The 20,309-nt window shown below is 71.3% G+C and carries 11 protein-coding genes and 1 tRNA gene; 10 read left to right on the forward strand and 2 right to left on the reverse strand.

The window, feature by feature from the left end:
- The first annotated feature begins 28 nt into the window (after positions 1 to 28).
- The 6 genes from DNL27_RS06465 (at position 29) to pyk (ending at position 12,102) form a co-directional block, all read left to right on the forward strand.
- The gene (locus tag DNL27_RS06465; protein ID WP_112235046.1) at positions 29 to 2,191 is read left to right on the forward strand and encodes a bifunctional phosphoribosylanthranilate isomerase/tryptophan synthase subunit beta; all 2,163 of its coding nucleotides are present in this window, start codon (positions 29 to 31) and stop codon (positions 2,189 to 2,191) included.
- Complete coding sequence (trpA, locus tag DNL27_RS06470; protein WP_012398249.1) at positions 2,188 to 3,045, forward strand: tryptophan synthase subunit alpha; 858 nt, start codon at positions 2,188 to 2,190, stop codon at positions 3,043 to 3,045. Before DNL27_RS06465 ends, trpA begins: the two co-directional genes overlap by 4 nt.
- Positions 3,042 to 3,920: a prolipoprotein diacylglyceryl transferase gene (gene lgt / locus DNL27_RS06475; protein WP_112235047.1), complete on the forward strand. Its 879-nt coding sequence runs from the start codon at positions 3,042 to 3,044 to the stop codon at positions 3,918 to 3,920. The genes trpA and lgt overlap by 4 nt, the downstream gene beginning before the upstream one ends.
- Positions 3,921 to 4,249: 329 nt before the next feature.
- Entirely contained in the window at positions 4,250 to 8,929 is a 4,680-nt protein-coding gene (gene gltB / locus DNL27_RS06480; RefSeq protein WP_112235048.1) for a glutamate synthase large subunit, read from the forward strand.
- Positions 8,922 to 10,385: a glutamate synthase subunit beta gene (locus DNL27_RS06485; protein ID WP_012398252.1), complete on the forward strand. Its 1,464-nt coding sequence runs from the start codon at positions 8,922 to 8,924 to the stop codon at positions 10,383 to 10,385. Before gltB ends, DNL27_RS06485 begins: the two co-directional genes overlap by 8 nt.
- A 211-nt stretch (positions 10,386 to 10,596) precedes the next feature.
- A complete protein-coding gene (pyk, locus tag DNL27_RS06490) occupies positions 10,597 to 12,102 on the forward strand; it encodes a pyruvate kinase (protein ID WP_012398253.1) in 1,506 nt (501 codons plus the stop codon).
- A gap of 206 nt (positions 12,103 to 12,308) precedes the next feature.
- Here the strand turns inward: pyk and DNL27_RS06495 are convergent.
- Positions 12,309 to 12,390: transfer RNA gene (locus DNL27_RS06495), tRNA-Leu, on the reverse strand.
- 363 nt (positions 12,391 to 12,753) lie between these two features.
- Between DNL27_RS06495 and DNL27_RS06500 the strand changes: the two genes are divergently transcribed.
- The 4 genes from DNL27_RS06500 (at position 12,754) to rpsA (ending at position 19,412) form a co-directional block, all read left to right on the forward strand.
- The gene (locus tag DNL27_RS06500; RefSeq protein WP_050738108.1) at positions 12,754 to 13,311 is read left to right on the forward strand and encodes an ANTAR domain-containing response regulator; all 558 of its coding nucleotides are present in this window, start codon (positions 12,754 to 12,756) and stop codon (positions 13,309 to 13,311) included.
- 45 nt (positions 13,312 to 13,356) lie between these two features.
- Entirely contained in the window at positions 13,357 to 16,239 is a 2,883-nt protein-coding gene (gene polA, locus DNL27_RS06505) for a DNA polymerase I (protein ID WP_112235049.1), read from the forward strand.
- Positions 16,240 to 16,373: 134 nt separating this feature from the next.
- Entirely contained in the window at positions 16,374 to 17,771 is a 1,398-nt protein-coding gene (locus tag DNL27_RS06510; RefSeq protein ID WP_112235050.1) for a GNAT family N-acetyltransferase, read from the forward strand.
- Between the two features lie 159 nt (positions 17,772 to 17,930).
- Positions 17,931 to 19,412, forward strand: coding sequence for a 30S ribosomal protein S1 (gene rpsA / locus DNL27_RS06515; protein ID WP_112235051.1), 1,482 nt, complete (start codon positions 17,931 to 17,933; stop codon positions 19,410 to 19,412).
- A 153-nt stretch (positions 19,413 to 19,565) separates the two neighbouring features.
- Here the strand turns inward: rpsA and DNL27_RS06520 are convergent, their stop codons facing one another.
- Entirely contained in the window at positions 19,566 to 20,288 is a 723-nt protein-coding gene (locus DNL27_RS06520; RefSeq protein ID WP_112235052.1) for a YigZ family protein, read from the reverse strand.
- Positions 20,289 to 20,309: the final 21 nt, after the last annotated feature.

The following is a 20,309-nucleotide window of genomic DNA, read 5'->3' on the forward strand; positions in this document are numbered from 1 at the left end:
CGGAGCAGGCACAGGACGAGGGAGACGCATGACGCAGCAGCACACCGGCACGGTGCTGGACAGGATCATCGAGGGGGTGCGCGAGGACCTCGAGACCCGCAGGGCGCAGGTGAGCCTGCATGAGGTGCAGCGCGCGGCCGCCGAGCAGACGCCCGCGCTCGACGCGGAGGCGGCCCTGCGGGGCTCGGACCCTGCCTCCGTGCAGGTCATCGCGGAGGTCAAGCGCTCGAGCCCCTCCAAGGGCGCGCTCGCGCAGATCACGGATCCCGCGGAGCTCGCCTCGGCGTACGAGCGCGGGGGCGCATCCGTGATCTCGGTGCTCACCGAGCAGCGCCGCTTCGGGGGTTCCCTCGCGGACCTCGACGCCGTGCGGCGCGCGGTGGGGATCCCCGTGCTGCGCAAGGACTTCGTGGTCGAGGAGTACCAGGTGTGGGAGGCCCGCGCCCACGGTGCGGACCTCGTGCTGCTGATCGTGGCCGCACTCGACGACGCCGCGCTCGCCCGGCTGCTGGAGCTCACCCACCACCTGGGCATGCACGCCCTCGTGGAGACCCACACCGAGGACGAGGTGGCGCGCGCCGTTGCGGCCGGGGCGCGCATCATCGGCGTGAACACCCGGGACCTCAAGAGCCTGGACGTGGACGTGCACACCTTCGGTCGGCTCGCCCCGCTGGCCCCGGAGGGCGCCGTGCTGGTCGCGGAGTCCGGGGTGGCCGGGGAGGACCAGATCCGGCTGTACGCGGGCCACGGCGCCCACGCCGTGCTCGCCGGGGAGGCGCTCGTCACCGCCACGGACCCCGCCCAGAGGATCGCCCGCTTCCGCGAGGTGGCAGCCCTGGCGCGCGGCGAGTTCCTGGCCGGGGCCACCCCGCCCGCGGCCCAGGCCGAGCACGCCGCCGCACAGGCGCAGCAAGCCGACGACGCCGCCGCGGGCTCCCTGCGCGACGCCCCCGGCCCGTACTTCGGGGACTTCGGCGGACGCTGGATGCCCGAGTCCCTCGTGGCGGCGCTCGACGAGCTCACCGAGACCTTCGAGAAGGCCCGCACGGACGAGGAGTTCCTCGCCGAGTTCTCCCGGCTCTCCCGCGACTACTCGGGCCGGCCCTCGCTGCTGACCGAGGCGGAGCGCTTCGGGCCGGCCCTCGGGGTGCGCGTGTTCCTCAAGCGCGAGGACCTCAACCACACCGGTTCCCACAAGATCAACAACGTGCTGGGCCAGGCCCTGCTGGCCCGGCGCATGGGCAAGACCCGGCTGATCGCCGAGACCGGCGCGGGCCAGCACGGTGTGGCCACCGCGACCGCCGCGGCCCTGTTCGGGATGCAGTGCACCGTCTACATGGGCGAGGAGGACACCCGGCGCCAGGCGCTGAACGTGGCCCGGATGCGCCTGCTCGGCGCCGAGGTGGTGGCGGTGAGCAACGGCTCCCGCACCCTGAAGGACGCCATCAACGAGGCCCTGCGGGACTGGGTGGCCTCGGTGGACACCACGCACTACCTGCTGGGCACGGCCGCCGGACCCCACCCGTTCCCCGCCATGGTCCGCTACTTCCACGAGCAGATCGGCGAGGAGGCCCGCGCGCAGATCCTCGAGCAGGCCGGTCGCCTGCCGGACGCCGTGACCGCGTGCGTGGGCGGCGGCTCCAACGCGATCGGGATCTTCCACGGCTTCCTGGACGACGCCTCCGTGCAGCTCTACGGCAACGAGGCCGGCGGCGACGGCGTGTCCACCGGTCGGCACGCGGCAACCATCTCCCTGGGCCGCCCGGGCGTGCTGCACGGCGCGAGGACGTTCCTGATGCAGGACACCGACGGGCAGACCGTGGAGTCCCACTCGATCTCCGCGGGCCTGGACTACCCGGCGGTCGGCCCGGAGCACTCCTACCTGCACTCGATCGGGCGCGTGTCCTACGAGGCCGTGACCGACGAACAGGCCATGGACGCCTTCCGGCTGCTGTGCCTCACCGAGGGCATCATCCCGGCCATCGAGTCCTCGCACGCCCTGGCCGGCGCGCGGGCGGTGGCCGAGCGCTGGGTCGAGGAGCTCGGCACGGAGGCCGCGGCGGAGAAGATCATCGTGGTGTCCCTGTCCGGGCGTGGGGACAAGGACGTCGCCACGGCCGCGGAGTGGTTCGACATGCTCCCGCAGGACAGCCACGAGGAACGCGTGGGACAGAAAGGCGAACAGCTGTGAGCACCACCGGAACCCCTGAGACCGCACCCACCGGGCTGGCCGCGCGGATCCTTCCCGCGGGCCTCACGGACCGCGGCGAGTCCGCGCTGTCCCGCCGGATCGAGCAGTGCCGCGACGAAGGACGCCCCGCGCTCGTGGGCTACCTCCCCGCGGGGTACCCCAACCTCGAGGAGTCGGTGGCGGCCGCGGTGGCCCTGGGCCGCAACGGCGCGGACGTCATCGAGATCGGCATCCCGTACTCGGACCCCGTGATGGACGGGCCCGTGATCCAGGCCGCGACCACGCAGTCCCTGGCCAACGGCTTCCACGTGGCGGACGTGTTCACCGTGGTGCGCGCCGTGGCCGAGCAGACGGACGCGGTGCCCGTGGTCATGACCTACTGGAACCCCGTGCTGCAGACCGGCGTGGACGAGTTCGCGCGCCGGCTGGCGGAGGCCGGGGGAGCCGGGATCATCACCCCGGACCTCATCCCGGACGAGGCGGGGCAGTGGTTCGCCGCCTCCGAGGAGCACGGGCTGGACCGGATCTTCCTGGTGGCGCCCTCCACCACCCGTGAGCGCATGGACATGACCGTGGCCGCGGCCTCGGGCTTCCTCTACGCCGTTTCGGTCATGGGCGTCACGGGCGCCCGGGACGAGGTCTCCTCGGCCGCGGAGGACGTCGTGGCCCGGGCGCGGGCCGCCGGTGCGCAGCGGGTGTGCGTGGGCCTGGGGGTGTCCCGCCGGGAGCACGTGCTGGAGATCGGCCGCTACGCGGACGGCGTGATCGTGGGCACCGCCCTCGTGCGGGCCCTCGGCGAGGGCGGTGCCGAGGCCGTGGGACGCCTCGCCGCCGAGCTCGCGGGGCGCGCATGACGCCCGCGCTGCTGCCCGCCGCGATTCCCTCGCCGGGGACCAGCAGCATCCACCTGGGCTTCCTGACCATCCACTTCTACGCGCTGTGCATCCTGGTGGGCATGGCACTGGCCGTGTGGCTGACCATGAAGCGCTGGCGGCGCCGCGGGCAGGACCCGGACGTGCTGTGGGACATCGTGTTCTGGGCGGTGATCGCCGGGATCGTCGGCGCCCGTGCGTACCACGTGCTGGTCACGGACCCCCGCGGGTACTTCGGCCCCGGGGCGGACCCGCTGGCCGTGCTGCGGATCTGGGAGGGCGGGCTCGGCATCATGGGCGCCGTGCTCTTCGGAGCCGCCGCCGCCTGGGTGGTCTCCCGCCGCAACGGGATCCCGCTGCACGTGTTCGCGGACTGCGTGGCCCCGGCGCTGCTGCTGGCCCAGGCCGTGGGCCGGTGGGGGAACTGGTTCAACCAGGAGCTGTTCGGCAAGCCCACCACGCTGCCGTGGGGCCTGGAGATCTCCCCCCTGTCCCCGAACTTCCCTCAGGGGCTGCCCCCGGACACCCTGTTCCACCCCACGTTCCTCTACGAGAGCCTGTGGGACCTGCTGGGCGTGGTGGTGCTGCTGCTCGTGGACCGGCGCGTAGGGAATACCCACGGGCGGATCTTCGCCCTGTACATGGTCTACTACGGCGTGGGGCGGATGCTCATCGAGATGTTCCTGCGCGTGGATCCTGCGCTGATGGTCGCCGGGGTCCGGGTGCACGTGTGGACCTCCCTGCTCATCGTGCTCGGCGGGATTGTGCTCTACGTGCTGCTCGGCCGACGTACCGGGCGCGGCACTGCGCAGGAGTCGGGCGTGGCACGGCAGCCCCAGCCCACGCACTCCTCCTGAGAGCCCCGCCGCGGGCGGTGCGACCCGTGCTGAGAGGCCCCGGACCCCGCGGTCCGGGGCCTCTCGGCATCCGTGGTCCACATGCTGGAATGGCCCGTCCCCGCGCGGCTGTGATGTGTACTACGTGGTACGTTACCCAGGCACCGCGCAACCGCCCATCCACACGGCTGCCCGGTCCGATCCTCGGCTCGCAGCAGAGCCGCTTCCTTTCCGCAACGGGGCGGACACCGGCGTCACAGGATCTCACGACGCCCGCCGCACACCCACCGAGTGTTCCCGGGCTTCGTCGACGCACCAGACCAGCCCACCCCTTGGTGAGGAGCTCCGTCATGACTCAGCAGCACGTTCCCGCACAGGGGACCCCCGAGCACGAGACCGCGCCCCACGGGCCCGAGGTCGTCTCCCCGTTCGAGCGCTTCTCCGCAGTCCCGCAGGACCAGGGCCTGTACCGCGCCGAGGACGAGAAGGACGCCTGCGGCCTCGCGGTGGTCGCGACCCTCGACGGCGTGGCCTCCCACGACGTCGTCGACGCCGCCCTGACGGCCCTGCGCAACCTGGAGCACCGCGGTGCCGTGGGCGGGGACGAGGGCACCGGGGACGGCGCCGGGATCCTCACCCAGGTCCCGGACGCGTTCCTGCGGGAGGCCGTGGACTTCACGCTGCCGCCGCAGGGAGCCTACGCCGTGGGCACGGCGTTCATGCCCACGGGTGGGCACCACCTGGACGAGCTGCGCTGCGCGCTCGAGGAGCTCGCCCGCATGGAGCACCTCTCCGTGCTGGGCTGGCGGGACGTGCCGGTGGTCGACGACGCCGTGGGCACCTCCGCGCGCGCGGTGATGCCCACGTTCGTCCAGTTCTTCGTCTCGGACGGGCGCCACAACGAGCGCGCCGCGTCCCTGTTCGCGCGGGACGCGGCGTCGTACGACCCCGTGGCCGCGCAGCGCGAGCTGGACCAGAAGGTGTTCCGCGTGCGCAAGCGCGCCCAGAACAAGTACGGCGTGTACTTCCCGTCCTTCTCCTCGCGCACCCTCGTGTACAAGGGGATGCTGACCACCGCGCAGCTGGAGCCCTTCTACCCGGACCTCTCCGACCCGCGCTTCGAGACGAAGCTCGCGGTGGTGCACTCGCGCTTCTCCACGAACACGTTCCCCTCCTGGCCGCTGGCCCAGCCCATGCGCACCCTGGCGCACAACGGGGAGATCAACACCGTGGTGGGCAACCGCAACTGGATGCGCGCCCGCCAGTCCTCGATGTCCGGGCCCGTGCTGGGCCGCCAGCCCGAGGACCTGTTCCCCATCTGCTCCGAGGGGGCCTCGGACTCGCAGTCCCTCGACGAGGTCGCGGAGCTGCTGCAGCTCGCGGGGCGCCCCGTCACCGAGACCATGCTCTTGCTGATCCCGGAGGCGTGGCAGAACCACGAGACCATGGACCCGCAGCTGCGGGCGTTCTACGAGTACCACTCCACCCTCATGGAGCCGTGGGACGGGCCGGCGTGCGTGTCCTTCACGGACGGCGTGCGCGTGGGCTCGGTGCTGGACCGCAACGGTCTGCGCCCCGGGCGCTACTGGCAGACCGAGGACGGCCTGGTGGTCTTCGCCTCCGAGGTGGGCGTGGTGGACGTGGGCCAGCGCAGGATCGTGCGCAAGGGCCGGGTCTCCCCGGGCACCATGTTCCTCGTGGACACGGACGAGGGCCGGATCGTCGAGGACGCCGAGATCAAGGCCGAACTCGCGGCCTCCCGTCCGTGGCAGGACTGGGTGCGGGACTCCGTGCGCCCCATCTCGGAGCTGCCCGAGCGCGAGCACATGACGCACCCGCCGCGCTCCGTGCGGTTGCGGCAGAAGACCTTCGGATACACCGAGGAAGAGCTGAAGAAGATCATCGGCCCCATGGCCACAGCGGGCGCCGAGCCCATCTACGCCATGGGCACCGACACCCCGGTGGCCGTGCTCTCCAACCGCTCGCGGCTGCTCTACGACTACTTCGTGCAGTCCTTCGCGCAGGTCACCAACCCGCCGCTGGACGCGATCCGCGAGGAGCTGGTCACCTCCATGGCCGGCGCCGTGGGGCCCATGGGCAACATGCTCTCCCCGCAGCAGTGCCGCACCCGCCAGATCCGGCTGGACTTCCCGGTGATCGACAACGACCAGCTGGACCAGTTCGCGCACCTGGACGACGACGACGGCGCCGCGCTGAGTCTGCGCGTGCGCGGGCTCTACCGCCCGCTCGACGGCGCCCGCTCCCTCGCGGAGCGGATCGCGGAGATCTGCGAGAAGGTCTCCGCGGCCGTGAACCGGGGCGTGCAGTTCGTGATCATCTCGGACCGGGACTCCAACGGCGTGTGGGCCCCCATCCCGTCCCTGCTGCTGACCTCCGCGGTGCACCACCACCTGCTGCGCTCGGCCACCCGCACCCGGGTGGCGCTGATCGTGGAGTCCGGTGACGTGCGCGAGGTCCACCACGTGGCGCTGCTGCTGGGCTACGGGGCCTCCGCCGTGAACCCGTACCTGGCCATGGAGTCCGCCGAGGAGCTCGTGCGCCGCGGGGAGATCCAGGGGGTCACCGAGGAGCAGGCGGTCGCGAACCTCATCACCGCGCTCGGCAAGGGCGTGCAGAAGATCATGTCCAAGATGGGCATCTCCACCGTGCAGTCCTATTGCGGTGCCCAGACCTTCGAGGCGCTCGGGCTCTCGAGCGAGCTCGTGGCCGACTACTTCGCGGGCACCCGCACGCAGATCGAGGGCGTGGGCCTGGACGTCATCGCCGCCGAGACCGAGGTCCGCCACCGGCTGGCCTACCCCGAGGACGGCGTCACCGAACCCCACCGGGACCTCGCGACCGGCGGCGAGTACGACTGGCGCCGCGAGGGTCCCCGCCACCTCTTCGACCCCCACACGGTGTTCCGGCTGCAGCACGCCACGCGCACCGGGCGCTACGACATCTTCAAGTCCTACACGCAGCGGGTGGACAGCCAGGCGCGGGAGATCGCGTCCCTGCGCGGGCTGATGACCTTCGAGTCCACGCGTGAGCCGGTTGACATCGACGAGGTCGAGCCCGTGAGCGAGATCGTCAAGCGCTTCTCCACCGGTGCCATGAGCTACGGGTCCATCTCCATGGAGGCCCACGAGACCCTCGCGATCGCCATGAACCGGCTGGGCGCCAAGTCCAACACGGGAGAGGGCGGCGAGGACGTCGAGCGGCTCGTGGACCCCGAGCGCCGCTCGGCCATCAAGCAGGTCGCCTCGGGCCGGTTCGGGGTGACCAGCCTCTACCTGGCCTCCGCGGACGACCTGCAGATCAAGATGGCCCAGGGCGCCAAGCCCGGCGAGGGCGGGCAGCTCATGGCCCAGAAGGTCTACCCGTGGATCGCCCGCACGCGCCACTCGACCCCCGGGGTGTCCCTGATCTCCCCGCCACCGCACCATGACATCTACTCGATCGAGGACCTCGCCCAGCTCATCTACGACCTCAAGCGCTCCAACCCCAGGGCGCGCGTGCACGTCAAGCTCGTCTCGGAGCGGGGCATCGGCACGGTCGCGGCGGGCGTGACCAAGGCCAAGGCCGACGTCGTGCTGGTCTCCGGCCACGACGGCGGAACCGGCGCCGCCCCGCTGAACTCGCTCAAGCACGCGGGCATGCCCTGGGAGCTCGGTCTCGCAGAGACCCAGCAGACCCTGCGGCTCAACGGGCTGCGCGAACGCGTGGTGGTGCAGGCGGACGGGCAGCTCAAGACCGGCCGGGACGTCGTCGTTGCCGCACTGCTCGGGGCCGAGGAGTTCGGCTTCGCCACCGCGCCGCTGGTGGTGGAGGGCTGCATCATGATGCGCAAGTGCCACCTGGACACGTGCCCCGTGGGCGTGGCCACCCAGAACCCCGAGCTGCGCTCGCGGTTCACGGGCAAGGCGGAGCACGTGGTGAACTTCTTCGAGTTCATCGCGCAGGAGGTCCGCGAGCACCTCGCGCAGCTCGGCTTCCGCAGCATCGAGGAGGCCGTGGGCCACGCCGAGGTGCTGCGCACCCGGGAGGCCGTGGAGCACTGGAAGGCCAAGGGCCTGGACCTGAGCCCCGTGCTGGACTCCTTCCGCGCGGAGGGCGTCACGGACGGGCTGCGCAACACGGGCTCCCAGGACCACGAACTCGAGAAGCACTTCGACAACCGGCTCATCCCGCTTGCGGCGCCGGCCATCGAGCGTGCCGAGCCGGTGCGGGTGCAGGAACGGGTGGTCAACACGGACCGCGCCGTGGGCACCATGCTCGGCTACACCGTGACCAGTGCCCTGGGCACCGAGGAGCTCGCCGACGACACGATCGACGTGACCCTCACCGGCGAGGCCGGGCAGTCCCTCGGCGCGTTCATCCCGCGGGGAATCACCCTGCGGCTCGAGGGGGACGCCAACGACTACACCGGCAAGGGGCTCTCCGGTGGGCGGATCGTGGTGCGGCCCCCGCGGGACGCGGACCTCGTGGCGCACGAGAACGTGATCGCGGGCAACGTGATCGGCTACGGCGCCACGAGCGGTGAGATGTTCTTCAACGGCGTGGTGGGCGAGCGCTTCCTGGTGCGCAACTCCGGGGCCACCGCGGTGGTCGAGGGCATCGGTGACCACGGCTGCGAGTACATGACCGGCGGCGTCGCCCTCGTCCTGGGGGAGACCGGACGCAACTTCGGTGCGGGCATGTCCGGGGGAGTGGCCTACGTGCTGGACCTCGACGAGCTCGACGTCAACCGGCAGGCCCGGGAGAAGGGCGAGCTGCGCTTCGAGCAGCTGGACCGTGAGGACCGCGAGCTGGTCCTGGACCTGCTCAAGCGCCACGGCGAGGAAACCGGCTCCGCGTTCGCCGCGCAGCTGCTCGCGGACCCGCAGCAGAGCCTGACCCGCATCACCAAGGTGCTCCCGCGGGACTACTCCGCGGTGCTCGCACTGCGCAACGAGGCCGAAGCCGAGGGCGAGGACCCGGACGGCGACGGCACCTGGCACAAGATTCTGGAGGTGACCGGCCGTGGCTGATCCCCGTGGTTTCCTGAAGGTCCGCGAGCGTGAGGACCGCCCCAAGCGTCCCGTCCCGGTGCGGCTGATGGACTGGAAAGAGGTGCAGCAGCGCCAGCAGGCCGGCGTGCTGCACGAGCAGGCGGGCCGCTGCATGGACTGCGGCGTGCCGTTCTGCCACCAGGGCTGCCCCCTGGGCAACCTGATCCCCGAGTGGAACGACCTCGTGTGGCGGGAGCAGTGGGGCGAGGCGTCCGAGCGGATGCACGCGACCAACAACTTCCCGGAATTCACCGGGCGCGTGTGCCCCGCGCCGTGCGAGTCGTCGTGCGTGCTGGGCATCAACCAGCAGCCCGTGACCATCAAGCAGGTGGAGTACGCGATCGGGGAGAAGGCGTTCGAGGACGGGCTGATCGCCCCCCACATCCCCCAGCGGCTCGTGGGCCGGACCGTGGCCGTGGTGGGTTCCGGACCGGCGGGTCTCGCGGCCGCCCAGCAGCTGACCCAGGCAGGTTTCACGGTGGCCGTGTACGAGCGGGACGACCGCATCGGTGGACTGCTGCGCTACGGCATCCCGGACTTCAAGCTCGAGAAGTCCGTGCTGGAGCGGCGCCTGGACGTGATGCGCCAGGAGGGCACCAAGTTCCGGCCCGGTGTGGAGATCGGCAGGGACATCACGTGGGACGTGCTGCGTCGGCGCTACGACGCCGTGATCGTGGCCACCGGGGCCACCCGTCCTCGGGACCTGGAGATCCCCGGACGGGACCTGGAGGGCGTGCACTACGCCATGGACTACCTCGTGCGCTCCAACCACCTGGTGGAGGGGGACGAGGTCCCCGATCCCATCGACGCGCACGGCAAGCACGTGATCGTGCTCGGCGGCGGGGACACCGGCTCGGACTGCATCGGCACGGCCCTGCGCCAGGGGGCGGCGTCGGTGACGTCGCTGGCCATCGGCCGCAAGCCGCCGGTGGACCGCGCAGACGCGGAGCCCTGGCCCATGATGCCCCGGGTCTTCGAGGTCTCCACGTCCCACGAGGAGGGCGGGGAGCGCAGCTACCTGGCCTCCACCGTGGAGTTCGTGGGGGAGGGCGGACACGTCACCGGACTGCGCGTGGCCGAGACCGAGTACCGGGAGGACGGCTCCCGCGTGCCCCGCCCCGGCACGGAGCGGGTGCTGCCGGCGGACCTTGTGTTCCTGGCCCTCGGGTTCACGGGCAACGAGTCCCAGGAGCTCACCGAGCAGCTGCCGGTGGCCCTGGACGAGCGCAGCAACGTGGCCCGGGACGAGACCTACATGACCGCGGTGGACGGCGTGTTCTCGTGCGGGGACGCCGGGCGCGGGCAGTCCCTCGTGGTCTGGGCGATCGCCGAGGGCCGGGCGTGCGCCGCGCACGTGGAGCGCCACCTCACGGGCCAGACCCGCCTGCCGGAGCCCGTGGAGCCCTCCGAGCGGGCCATCGACCTGAGCCTCTGAGACGGTCGTCCCCCGGGGGTGGCCCGGGCGTCCCCCGGGTGTGAGCCAGGAACCACCGGGACATGTGTCCGCTCATACCGCCGACCCGCCCGGATTGCTAGGCTGGGGAGCAACATCGGCGAAGCGGCCGCGGCCGAGCAGCGTGGGCTGCCCGGCCCGGCCGCTTCTTCCGTGTGTGCCAGCCATCCGCTCTCCGAAAGGGAGTCACCACATGCGTCGAGCGAAGATCGTTGCCACCATCGGCCCCGCCATCTCGTCCCACGAGAACATCACCCGAGCCATCCAGGCCGGAATGAACGTCGCGCGGCTGAACATGAGCCACGGGGACCACTCCGTGCACAGCGCGTCCTACGAGAACCTGCGGCGCGCGAGCGAGGAGCTCGGTGCCACCGTGGCCATCCTCGCGGACCTGCAGGGCCCCAAGATCCGCCTCGGCAGCTTCTCTGACGGGCCCCACGACCTCGCGGTGGGGGACACCTTCACCATCACCGTGGAGGACGTGCCGGGCACCCGGGAGCGCTGCTCCACGACCCACAAGGGCCTGCCCGGGGACGTGTCCGTGGGGGACCCGCTGCTGATCGACGACGGCAAGGTGGCCCTGCGCGCCACGGCCGTGACCGACACGGACGTCACCACGGAGGTGGTGGTCCCCGGGACCGTGTCCGACCACAAGGGCATCAACCTGCCGGGCGTGGCTGTGAACGTTCCCGCCCTGAGCGGGAAGGACGAGGCGGACCTGCGCTGGGCCCTGCAGCGCGGCGTCGACATCATTGCGCTGTCCTTCGTGCGCAACGCCGAGGACATCACCCGCGTGCACGAGATCATGGCGGAGGAGGGGCGCAAGATCCCCGTGATCGCCAAGATCGAGAAGCCCCAGGCCGTGGACGCCCTGCACGAGATCATCGACGCGTTCGACGGCATCATGGTCGCCCGCGGGGACCTCGGCGTGGAGCTGCCGCTGGAGGCGGTGCCGATCGTGCAGAAGCGCGCCATCGAGCTGGCCCGGCGCTGGGCCAAGCCCGTGATCGTGGCCACCCAGGTGCTCGAGTCCATGATCGACAACCCCCGCCCCACGCGCGCGGAGGCCTCGGACTGCGCGAACGCGGTGCTCGACGGCGCCGACGCCGTGATGCTCTCGGGTGAGACCTCGGTGGGCAAGTACCCCATCAAGACGCTCGAGACCATGGCCAGCATCATCGAGGCCACCGAGACCGAGGGCATGGACCGCATGCCCCCGCTGGGCACCGAGCCCCGCACCCGCGGCGGCGCGATCACCCGCGCCGCGGTGACGATCGCCCGGCAGCTGGACGTGAGCTACATCTGCACGTTCACCCAGTCCGGTGACTCGGCCCGGCGGCTGTCCCGGCTGCGCCCGGACCGCCCGATCCTCGCCTTCACGCCCGAGAAGAGCGTGCAGTCCTGGCTGCAGCTGCTGTGGGGCGTGCAGCCCATCCGCGTGGACCGCGTGGAGCACACCGACGACATGACGCGCCAGGTGGACCACTACCTCCTCGAGTACGACCTCGCGGACACCGAGGACATGGTGGTCATCTGCGCCGGTTCGCCCCCCGGGCACGCCGGTTCCACCAACCTGGTCAAGGTCCACCGCGTGGGCGACCTCCAGGACGCGGGGGAGGCCCCGCAGCGCGAGCCGCACGAGGGCATCCGTCCGTGGGGCCTGAGCCTGCCGGGCTCGGCGTCCTGGCGCGAGCCGTGATCGGCTGAGCCCTCCGGGGCGTGACGACGGCGCGGGGCGCGGTTCTTCGGGACCGGCACCCCGCGCCGTCGGCCGTTGCAGGCGCCTTGCGGCGGGTGCCGCACCGCGCGGCGCAGCGAGGGCGGGGGGCACGGGGGCGTGTCGACGACGAACGGCCCCGTGTCAACGGGGCCGTTCTCGCGGTGCTCTGACCGGGTCGTTCGCGGTGCCCAAGGTGGGACTCGAACCCACACATGTTTCCATACCGCATTTTGAGTGCGGCGCGTCTGCCGATTCCGCCACTTGGGCTGGGGCGGGGTCGCCGTCGGGCGGCCCTGGAGCGCGGAGGACCGGGGGTCCCGGCCCCGCGCGGCTCACAGCATACACGACGGGGTCTAGCATGAGGGGGACACCGGGTGCGCCCGATGACTCCGCCGGAGACCGCACTGTGCCGTGTCTCACGGGGTGCCCAGGCCGCTCACGTGGTTGGATTCGGTGTCGAGAGCAGGCAGACGACCCCCGAACCGAGGAGTGCCCGTGACGGATACGCCCCACGCACCCGAATCCCCCGCACCTGACCCCAGTGCATCCGAACCCCACGCCGAGACTCGCGACTCCGTCTCCGCGCAGGCCGCGTCCGGCGCGGACACCACCGGCGCCACCCCCCGGACCGTGGTGGTCGCCGAGGACGAGGCCCTGATCCGCATGGACATCGTGGAGATGCTCGAGGACGCCGGCTACCGCGTGGTGGCGCAGGCCGAGAACGGTGAGCGCGCCGTCGCCCTGGCCACCGAGCACCGCCCGGACCTCGTGCTCATGGACGTGAAGATGCCCGTGATGGACGGGATCACCGCGGCCGAGCAGATCGCCGCGGACCGGATCGCCCCCGTGGTCCTGCTGACCGCGTTCAGCCAGCGCGAGCTCGTGGAGCGCGCCCGGGAGGCCGGGGCCATGGCGTACGTGGTCAAGCCCTTCACGGTCGACGACGTGGTGCCGGCCATCGAGATCGCGATGTCGCGTTTCGAGGAGATCGCCGCGCTCGAGAACGAGGTCGCGGACATGAAGGAGCAGTTCGCCACCCGCAAGCTCGTGGAACGGGCCAAGTCCCTGCTGCAGACCAAGATGGGCCTCTCCGAGCCCGAGGCGTTCCGCTGGATCCAGAAGACCTCGATGGACCGCCGGCTGTCCATGCGCGAGGTCGCGGAGGCCATCATCAACCAGGTGGCCTGAGGCGAAGCGCCCGTGCCTGTCCGGGGCTGCCCCTAGGATGGGGGCGTGACCGAGACGAGCCAGCAGCCCAGCCAGGATCCGAGCGCACCCCGCACGGTGGTGATCGGCGAGAAGACCGACGCCCCGCAGCAGGTGCCCCTGCCCGAGCCGGTGTCCCGCCCGGAGAAGCGGCTGCTGCTCATCGACGGCCACTCCCTGGCGTTCCGCGCCTTCTTCGCGCTCTCCCGTGCGGCGGAATACGGCAACGGCCCGGGCTTCGTCACCTCCGAGGGGGTGCACACCGAGGGCGTCTACGGCTTCGTGAACACCATGGTCAAGCTGGTGCGGGAGGAGAAGCCCACCCACCTGGTGGTTTCCTTCGACCTCGAGGGTCCCACGCTGCGCTCCCAGGAGTACGGGGAGTACAAGGGCGGCCGTGACGAGACCCCCGAGGAGTTCCACGGCCAGGTTCCCAACATCCAGCGCGTCCTCGAGGCCCTGGGCGTGCCGATCGTCACCATGGAGGGGCACGAGGCGGACGACGTCCTGGCCACGCTCGCCTCCCGCGCCGCGGCCGAGGACTTCGAGGTCCTCGTGTTCTCCGGGGACCGTGACGCGTTCCAGATGATCACCGACCACGTCACCGTGGTCTACCCCGGTCGCACGCCCTCGGACCTGCGCCGGATGGACGCGGCCGCCGTGTACGAGAAGTACAAGGTGGCTCCCCAGAACTACCCGGACCTCGCGGCGCTCACGGGGGAGACCGCGGACAATCTCCCGGGTGTCCCGGGCGTCGGTCCCGGGTTCGCCGCCAAGTGGATCACCGCCTACGGCCCCGTGGACTCGCTGCTGGAGCACGCCGGGCAGATCACCGGCAAGAAGGGCGAGGCGCTGCGAGAGAACGAGGAGCTCGTGCGCCGCAACCGCAAGCTCAACCGCCTGGTCACGGACCTGCCCCTCGAGATCGACCTCTCCGCGACGGCCCTGCCAAAGGCGCACGCGGAGCGCGTGGCGGAGGTCTTCGACGAGCTCGAGTTCGGCTCCCAGCTGCGCGGTCGTCTGCTCGAGGCCTTCGCAGCGCAGACCTCCGGGGACGACGTCGCCGCGCTCGCCCCCGTCACGGACGTCACCCGGGTGCGCACCGCCCCGGAGTTCGCCGACTGGCTCGAGGCGCAGGACCAGGACGCACCCGTCGTCGTGCGCCGGCTGAGCGCGGACCCCAAGGCGCCCTCGGGCGAGGAGGTCACCGCCCTGGTGCTCACGGGCACCACGGGCGCGGCCCTGGACCTCGTGGCCGCCGACCAGGAGCTGACCCGCGCCGTGGAGCAGTGGCTCGGAGACACCACCGCGGCCAAGGTCGTGGACGGCCTCAAGGACCTCTACCACGGGCTGATCCAGCGGGGCATCGTGCTGGCCGGGGTGGTGGACGACGTCCAGCTCTCGGGTTACCTCGTGCGCCCGGCCCTGCGCTCCTACGAGCTGGAGTCGCAGCTGGCCCAGCACCTGGAGGTCGAGGTCCCGGCCGCCGAGGAGAGCACCGGCGGCGCGGACGCGCACGGACAGACCGCGCTCGCACTGGAGGACGAGGACGCGCTCGGCGGTGTCAGCGACGCCGTGCTGGTCCGCGAGGCCACGCTGGGGCGGGCGTGCCGCGAACTGAGCGAGCACCTGCGGGCACTGCTCGAGGCGGACGGGCAGTTGGGGCTGCTCACCGAGCTCGAGATGCCGCTCGCCGTGATCCTCGCCCGCATGGAGGCCACGGGGATCGCCATGGACCGCCCGGGGATCGACGTCCTGTTCGAGGACCTGCAGCACCCCATCGACCAGGCGTTCGAGCAGGCCCAGGCCCAGATCGACCACGAGGTCAACCTGGGCTCCACCAAGCAGCTGCAGGCCGTGATGTTCGACGAGCTCGGCCTGCCCAAGACCAAGAAGACCAAGACCGGCTACACCACGGACGCCTCGGCCGTCGCGGACCTGATCGGCAAGGTCTCCCCGGACACCGCCGGGTCACGCTTCCTCGTGGCGCTCATGAACTGGCGCGAGTACTCCAAGCTCAAGCAGATCGTGGCCGGACTGCGGGACGCCATTGCCGAGGACGGGCGCATCCACACCACCTACCAGCAGACGGTGGCGGCCACCGGGCGGCTGTCCTCCACCGGGCCCAACCTGCAGAACATCCCGGTGCGCACCGAGCAGGGCCAGCGCATCCGGGACGTCTTCGTCGTGGGGGAGGACACCCAGGGGCCCTTCGAGTGCCTGATGACTGCCGACTACTCGCAGATCGAGATGCGCATCATGGCGCACCTGTCCGGGGACGAGGGGCTCATCGAGGCCTTCCGCGGCGGTGAGGACCTGCACCGCTTCGTGGGCTCCCGCGTGTTCGACGTGGCCCCGGAGGACGTCACCCCGCAGATGCGCTCCAAGGTCAAGGCCATGAGCTATGGCCTCGTCTACGGGCTGAGCTCCTACGGACTCTCTCAGCAGCTGCACATCGGGGTGGACGAGGCCCGGACCATGATGAGCGGCTACTTCGAGCGCTTCGGGGGCGTGCGGGACTTCCTGCGCGGCGTCGTGGAGGAGGCCCGTTCCAAGGGCTACACCGAGACCATCGACGGCCGCCGCCGCTACCTCCCGGACCTCACGAGCGACAACCGCCAGGCCCGCCAGGCCGCCGAGCGCATGGCCCTGAACGCCCCCATCCAGGGCTCGGCCGCGGACATCATCAAGAAGGCGATGATCGGCGTGGACTGCGCGCTGCGGGACGGGCAGCTGCGCTCCCGCGTGCTGCTGCAGGTCCACGACGAGCTCATCGTGGAGGTGGCCCCCGGTGAGCGCGAGGAGGTGGAGCGGATCCTGCGCACCGAGATGGCCGGGGCCGCGGAGCTCACCGTCCCGCTGGACGTCAACGTGGGCACCGGCCGCACGTGGCACCAGGCGGCGCACTGACCCCGCCCCCGCGAACGGCTCGGCACGCTGACCCCGCTGCCGGGCACCGCACCCCCGAGACCCCTACGGCCCCGAACGGTTTCTCCCCCGCGTGGGAGGAACCCCGGGACCGGTGCACGGAACGAAGGAGCACCATGAGCACCACACCCCCGCAGGACCAGCCCGTCGAGACCACCCACAGCGCACGGGGCAACACCTACACGCTGCGGCGGTTCCACGTGGGGGAGGGCTCGCTCGCGGACAACCCCGAGGCGGTGCAGTGGAACCGCGCCGTGTACCAGGGTTTCCACGACTCCGAGCCCACGGACGAGGCCACCCGGCGGATCCTGCGCTCCCTGCGGGCGGCGGGCACCCGGTTGCGCTCGGTGTACACCGCGGACCCGGTCCCGCCCGCGGCCCTCGGGGCGGAACGGCCCGTGGCCACGTTCTGCTCGTGGGACTCCGAGCTGACCCTGGGGGAGGGGCGCAGCATCCCCGCGTGGCTGATCTCCGAGGTGACGGTGCGCCCCACGCACGCGCGCCGCGGCCTGCTGCGCCGGCTCATGACGCAGGACCTCACCGAGGCGCACGAGGCCGGTTTCCCACTGGCCGCCCTGACGGCCTCCGAGGCCACGATCTACGGCCGCTTCGGCTTCGGCGCGGCCACCTTCAACGCCGAGATCACGGTGGACGCCCACACCCGGCTGCAGCTCAAGGCACCCACCGTGGGATCGGTGGAGATGGCGGACAACCTGGCCGTGGCGCGGCTGGCGCCGGAGATCTTCGAGCGCTTCCACCGCTCCACCGCGGGCTCGCTCACGCGCACCGTCAAGTGGTGGGACTACGTCTCCGGGCAGTGGAACTGGCACAAGGGGGCCGCGGAGCCCGAGGTGCGCACCGCCGTGCACTACGACCAGCAGGGTGAGCCGGACGGCTACGTGAGCTACAAGTTCCTGCCCACCCAGGGCTACCAGGGAACCCTGGAGGTCGTGGATCTCGTGGGCGCGAATCCCCGGGCGCGGATCGCCCTGTGGGAGTTCCTGTGCAACCTGGATCTGGTCACGGAGGTCCGCTACGGCTCCGCACCCATCGAGGACCCCCTGATGTGGGGCATGGTGGACATGTCCGCCTACACGGTGCACAAGCGCTCGGACCGCGTGTGGCTGCGGATCCTCGACCCCGTGGCCGCCCTGTCCGCCCGCGGCTACACGGCCCACCGGCGGATGACCCTGTCCGTGGTGGACTCCCTGGGCTTCGCGGACGGGATCTACGCGATCGACACCACGGGTGCACAGCCTCGGGTCGAGCGCGTGGCGGACCGCCCGCGCACCGACGACTACCGCGCGGACAGCTCTCTGCCCGCGGTGGAGCTGCCCGAGGGCGTCGACGCCGCCCTCACCGTGGACCTGCTCGGCTCGCTGTACCTCGGCGCCGTCAAGGCGTCCACGCTGCACGACGCCGGTCTGCTGCGCGTGCGGGACGAGGCCGCCCTGCGCGATCTGCAGGACCTCATGAGCACCCCGGCGGAGCCGTACTGCATCTCCCCGTTCTGAGTCCCGCAGGCTTGAACCCGCACCGGCCCAGCACTAGACTGGGTCGGTGCGTGTTTTCGCACGCCTACACCGAGCTCTACTCTTCCGCCGCGCCGTGCCCCTCGGGTCGGCCGCGGGAGTGACAATCCATCAGACCAATTCCATCGGAGTCCCTACTACATGACCACCACCACCCAGCAGGTTGCCGTCAACGACATCGGAACGGAAGAGGACTTCCTCGCCGCTGTCGACGCGACCATCAAGTACTTCAACGACGGCGACCTCGTGGAAGGCACCGTCGTCAAGGTTGACCGCGACGAGGTCCTCCTGGACATCGGGTACAAGACCGAAGGTGTCATCCCCTCGCGCGAGCTGTCCATCAAGCACGACATCAACCCCGACGATGTCGTGGCCGTGGGTGACGAGGTGGAGGCTCTGGTCCTCACCAAGGAGGACAAGGAAGGCCGCCTGATCCTCTCCAAGAAGCGCGCCCAGTACGAGCGTGCGTGGGGCGACATCGAGAAGGTCAAGGAAGACGACGGCGTCGTCACCGGCACCGTCATCGAGGTCGTCAAGGGCGGCCTCATCCTGGACATCGGCCTGCGCGGCTTCCTGCCCGCCTCCCTCGTGGAGATGCGCCGCGTCCGCGACCTCGCGCCGTACATCGGCCAGCAGCTCGAGGCCAAGATCATCGAGCTCGACAAGAACCGCAACAACGTGGTGCTGTCCCGCCGTGCCTGGCTCGAGCAGACCCAGTCCGAGGTGCGCGCCAACTTCCTGCAGCAGCTGCAGAAGGGCCAGGTCCGCACCGGCACCGTCTCCTCGATCGTCAACTTCGGTGCGTTCGTGGACCTCGGTGGCGTGGACGGCCTCGTGCACGTCTCCGAGCTCTCCTGGAAGCACATCGACCACCCCTCCGAGGTCGTCGAGGTCGGTCAGGAAGTCACCGTGGAGGTCCTCGACGTGGACATGGACCGCGAGCGCGTGTCCCTGTCCCTCAAGGCCACCCAGGAGGATCCCTGGCAGCTGTTCGCCCGCACCCACGCCCTGGGTCAGGTCGTGCCGGGCAAGGTCACCAAGCTGGTTCCCTTTGGTGCGTTCGTGCGCGTCGAGGACGGCATCGAGGGCCTGGTGCACATCTCCGAGCTGGCCCAGCGCCACGTGGACATGGCCGAGCAGGTCGTCTCCGTCAACGAGGAGCTGTTCGTCAAGGTCATCGACATCGACCTGGACCGCCGCCGCATCTCGCTGTCCCTGAAGCAGGCCAACGAGGGCGTGGACCCGGAGTCCACCGAGTTCGATCCCGCCCAGTACGGCATGGCCGCCGAGTACGACGAGCAGGGCAACTACAAGTACCCCGAGGGCTTCGATCCCGAGACCAACGAGTGGATCGAGGGCTACGAGGAGCAGCGCGCGGCATGGGAGGAGCAGTACGCTCAGGCCCAGTCCCGCTGGGAGGCCCACAAGGAGCAGGTGCGCAAGCACATCCAGGACGACCAGGAGGCGGCGACCACCTCGTCCTCTTCCTCGTCCTCCCCGGCGTCGCAGAGCCACTCCTCCGGTCCCACGAGCTACTCGTCCGAGGCTCCGGCCGAGGACTCCGGCACGCTGGCGTCCGACGAGGCCCTCGCCGCTCTGCGCGAGAAGCTCACCGGTCACTGAGCACCGCGTGACGGCGTCCTGTGAGGGACGCTGACGCGTGACGGAAGGTCCCGCACCCCGGAAGGGGTGCGGGACCTTCTGCATTGACCGCCCTGCCGGAGCACACCCGCCACGGGGTTTGCGAGGAGGGCTCCCGGATCGTCCGGGGCGGGTTCACTCCAGGGGCAGGTCCCGCCACTGCGGGGCGCCGTCGAGCACGTCCGCGCGCCCGGAGGTGATCCCGGCCAGGCCGTCGCGGGCGTCGGCGAGGTCGTCGGCGCGGTCCGGGACGAGCACGCGCAGGGTGGCCCGGGCGGCGTCGTAGTCGGTGGGCAGCACGGTGTAGCCGTGGGCGCGGATCTCCGCCTCCACGCGCCCGGCGTCCGCGTGCGGGGCCGTGAAGCTCAGCTCCCGGCAGCGCAGCCGACGGCGCAGCGGCGCGGTCTCGAGCGCGGCGGTCACTGCGGCGGAGTAGGCGCGCACCAGCCCTCCCGCCCCCAGCTTCACGCCACCGAACCAGCGCACCACCACGGCGGTGACGTCCGAGAGGTCACCCGGGTGCCCCCCGGCCCGCTGCTGCGGGGTCGCGAACTGCGTGAGCGCCTGCAGCATGGGGATGCCCGCGGTGCCGGCGGGTTCACCGTCGTCGGAGGAGCGGGTGGTCCCGCGGGAGGCACCCAGCACGAACGCGGTGCAGTGGTGCCGGGCGTCACGGTGCTGGGCCGCGACCTCCGCGACGGCCTCCCGGGCGGCGTCCTCGGTGTCCGTGCGGTGCAGCACGGCCAGGAACCGGGACTTCTTGATCTCCAGCTCGGCACGGTGGCCGGACCCGGCTCGGAGCACCGTGTAGGAGGCGAGGTCTCGGGCGGACTGCTCGGTGGCTGGTTCGGGGGACACCCCGCCAGTCTACGAGCCCGC

The sequence above is a fragment of the Kocuria sp. BT304 genome, assembly GCF_003290245.1.
Taxonomy (GTDB): domain Bacteria; phylum Actinomycetota; class Actinomycetes; order Actinomycetales; family Micrococcaceae; genus Kocuria; species Kocuria rhizophila_A.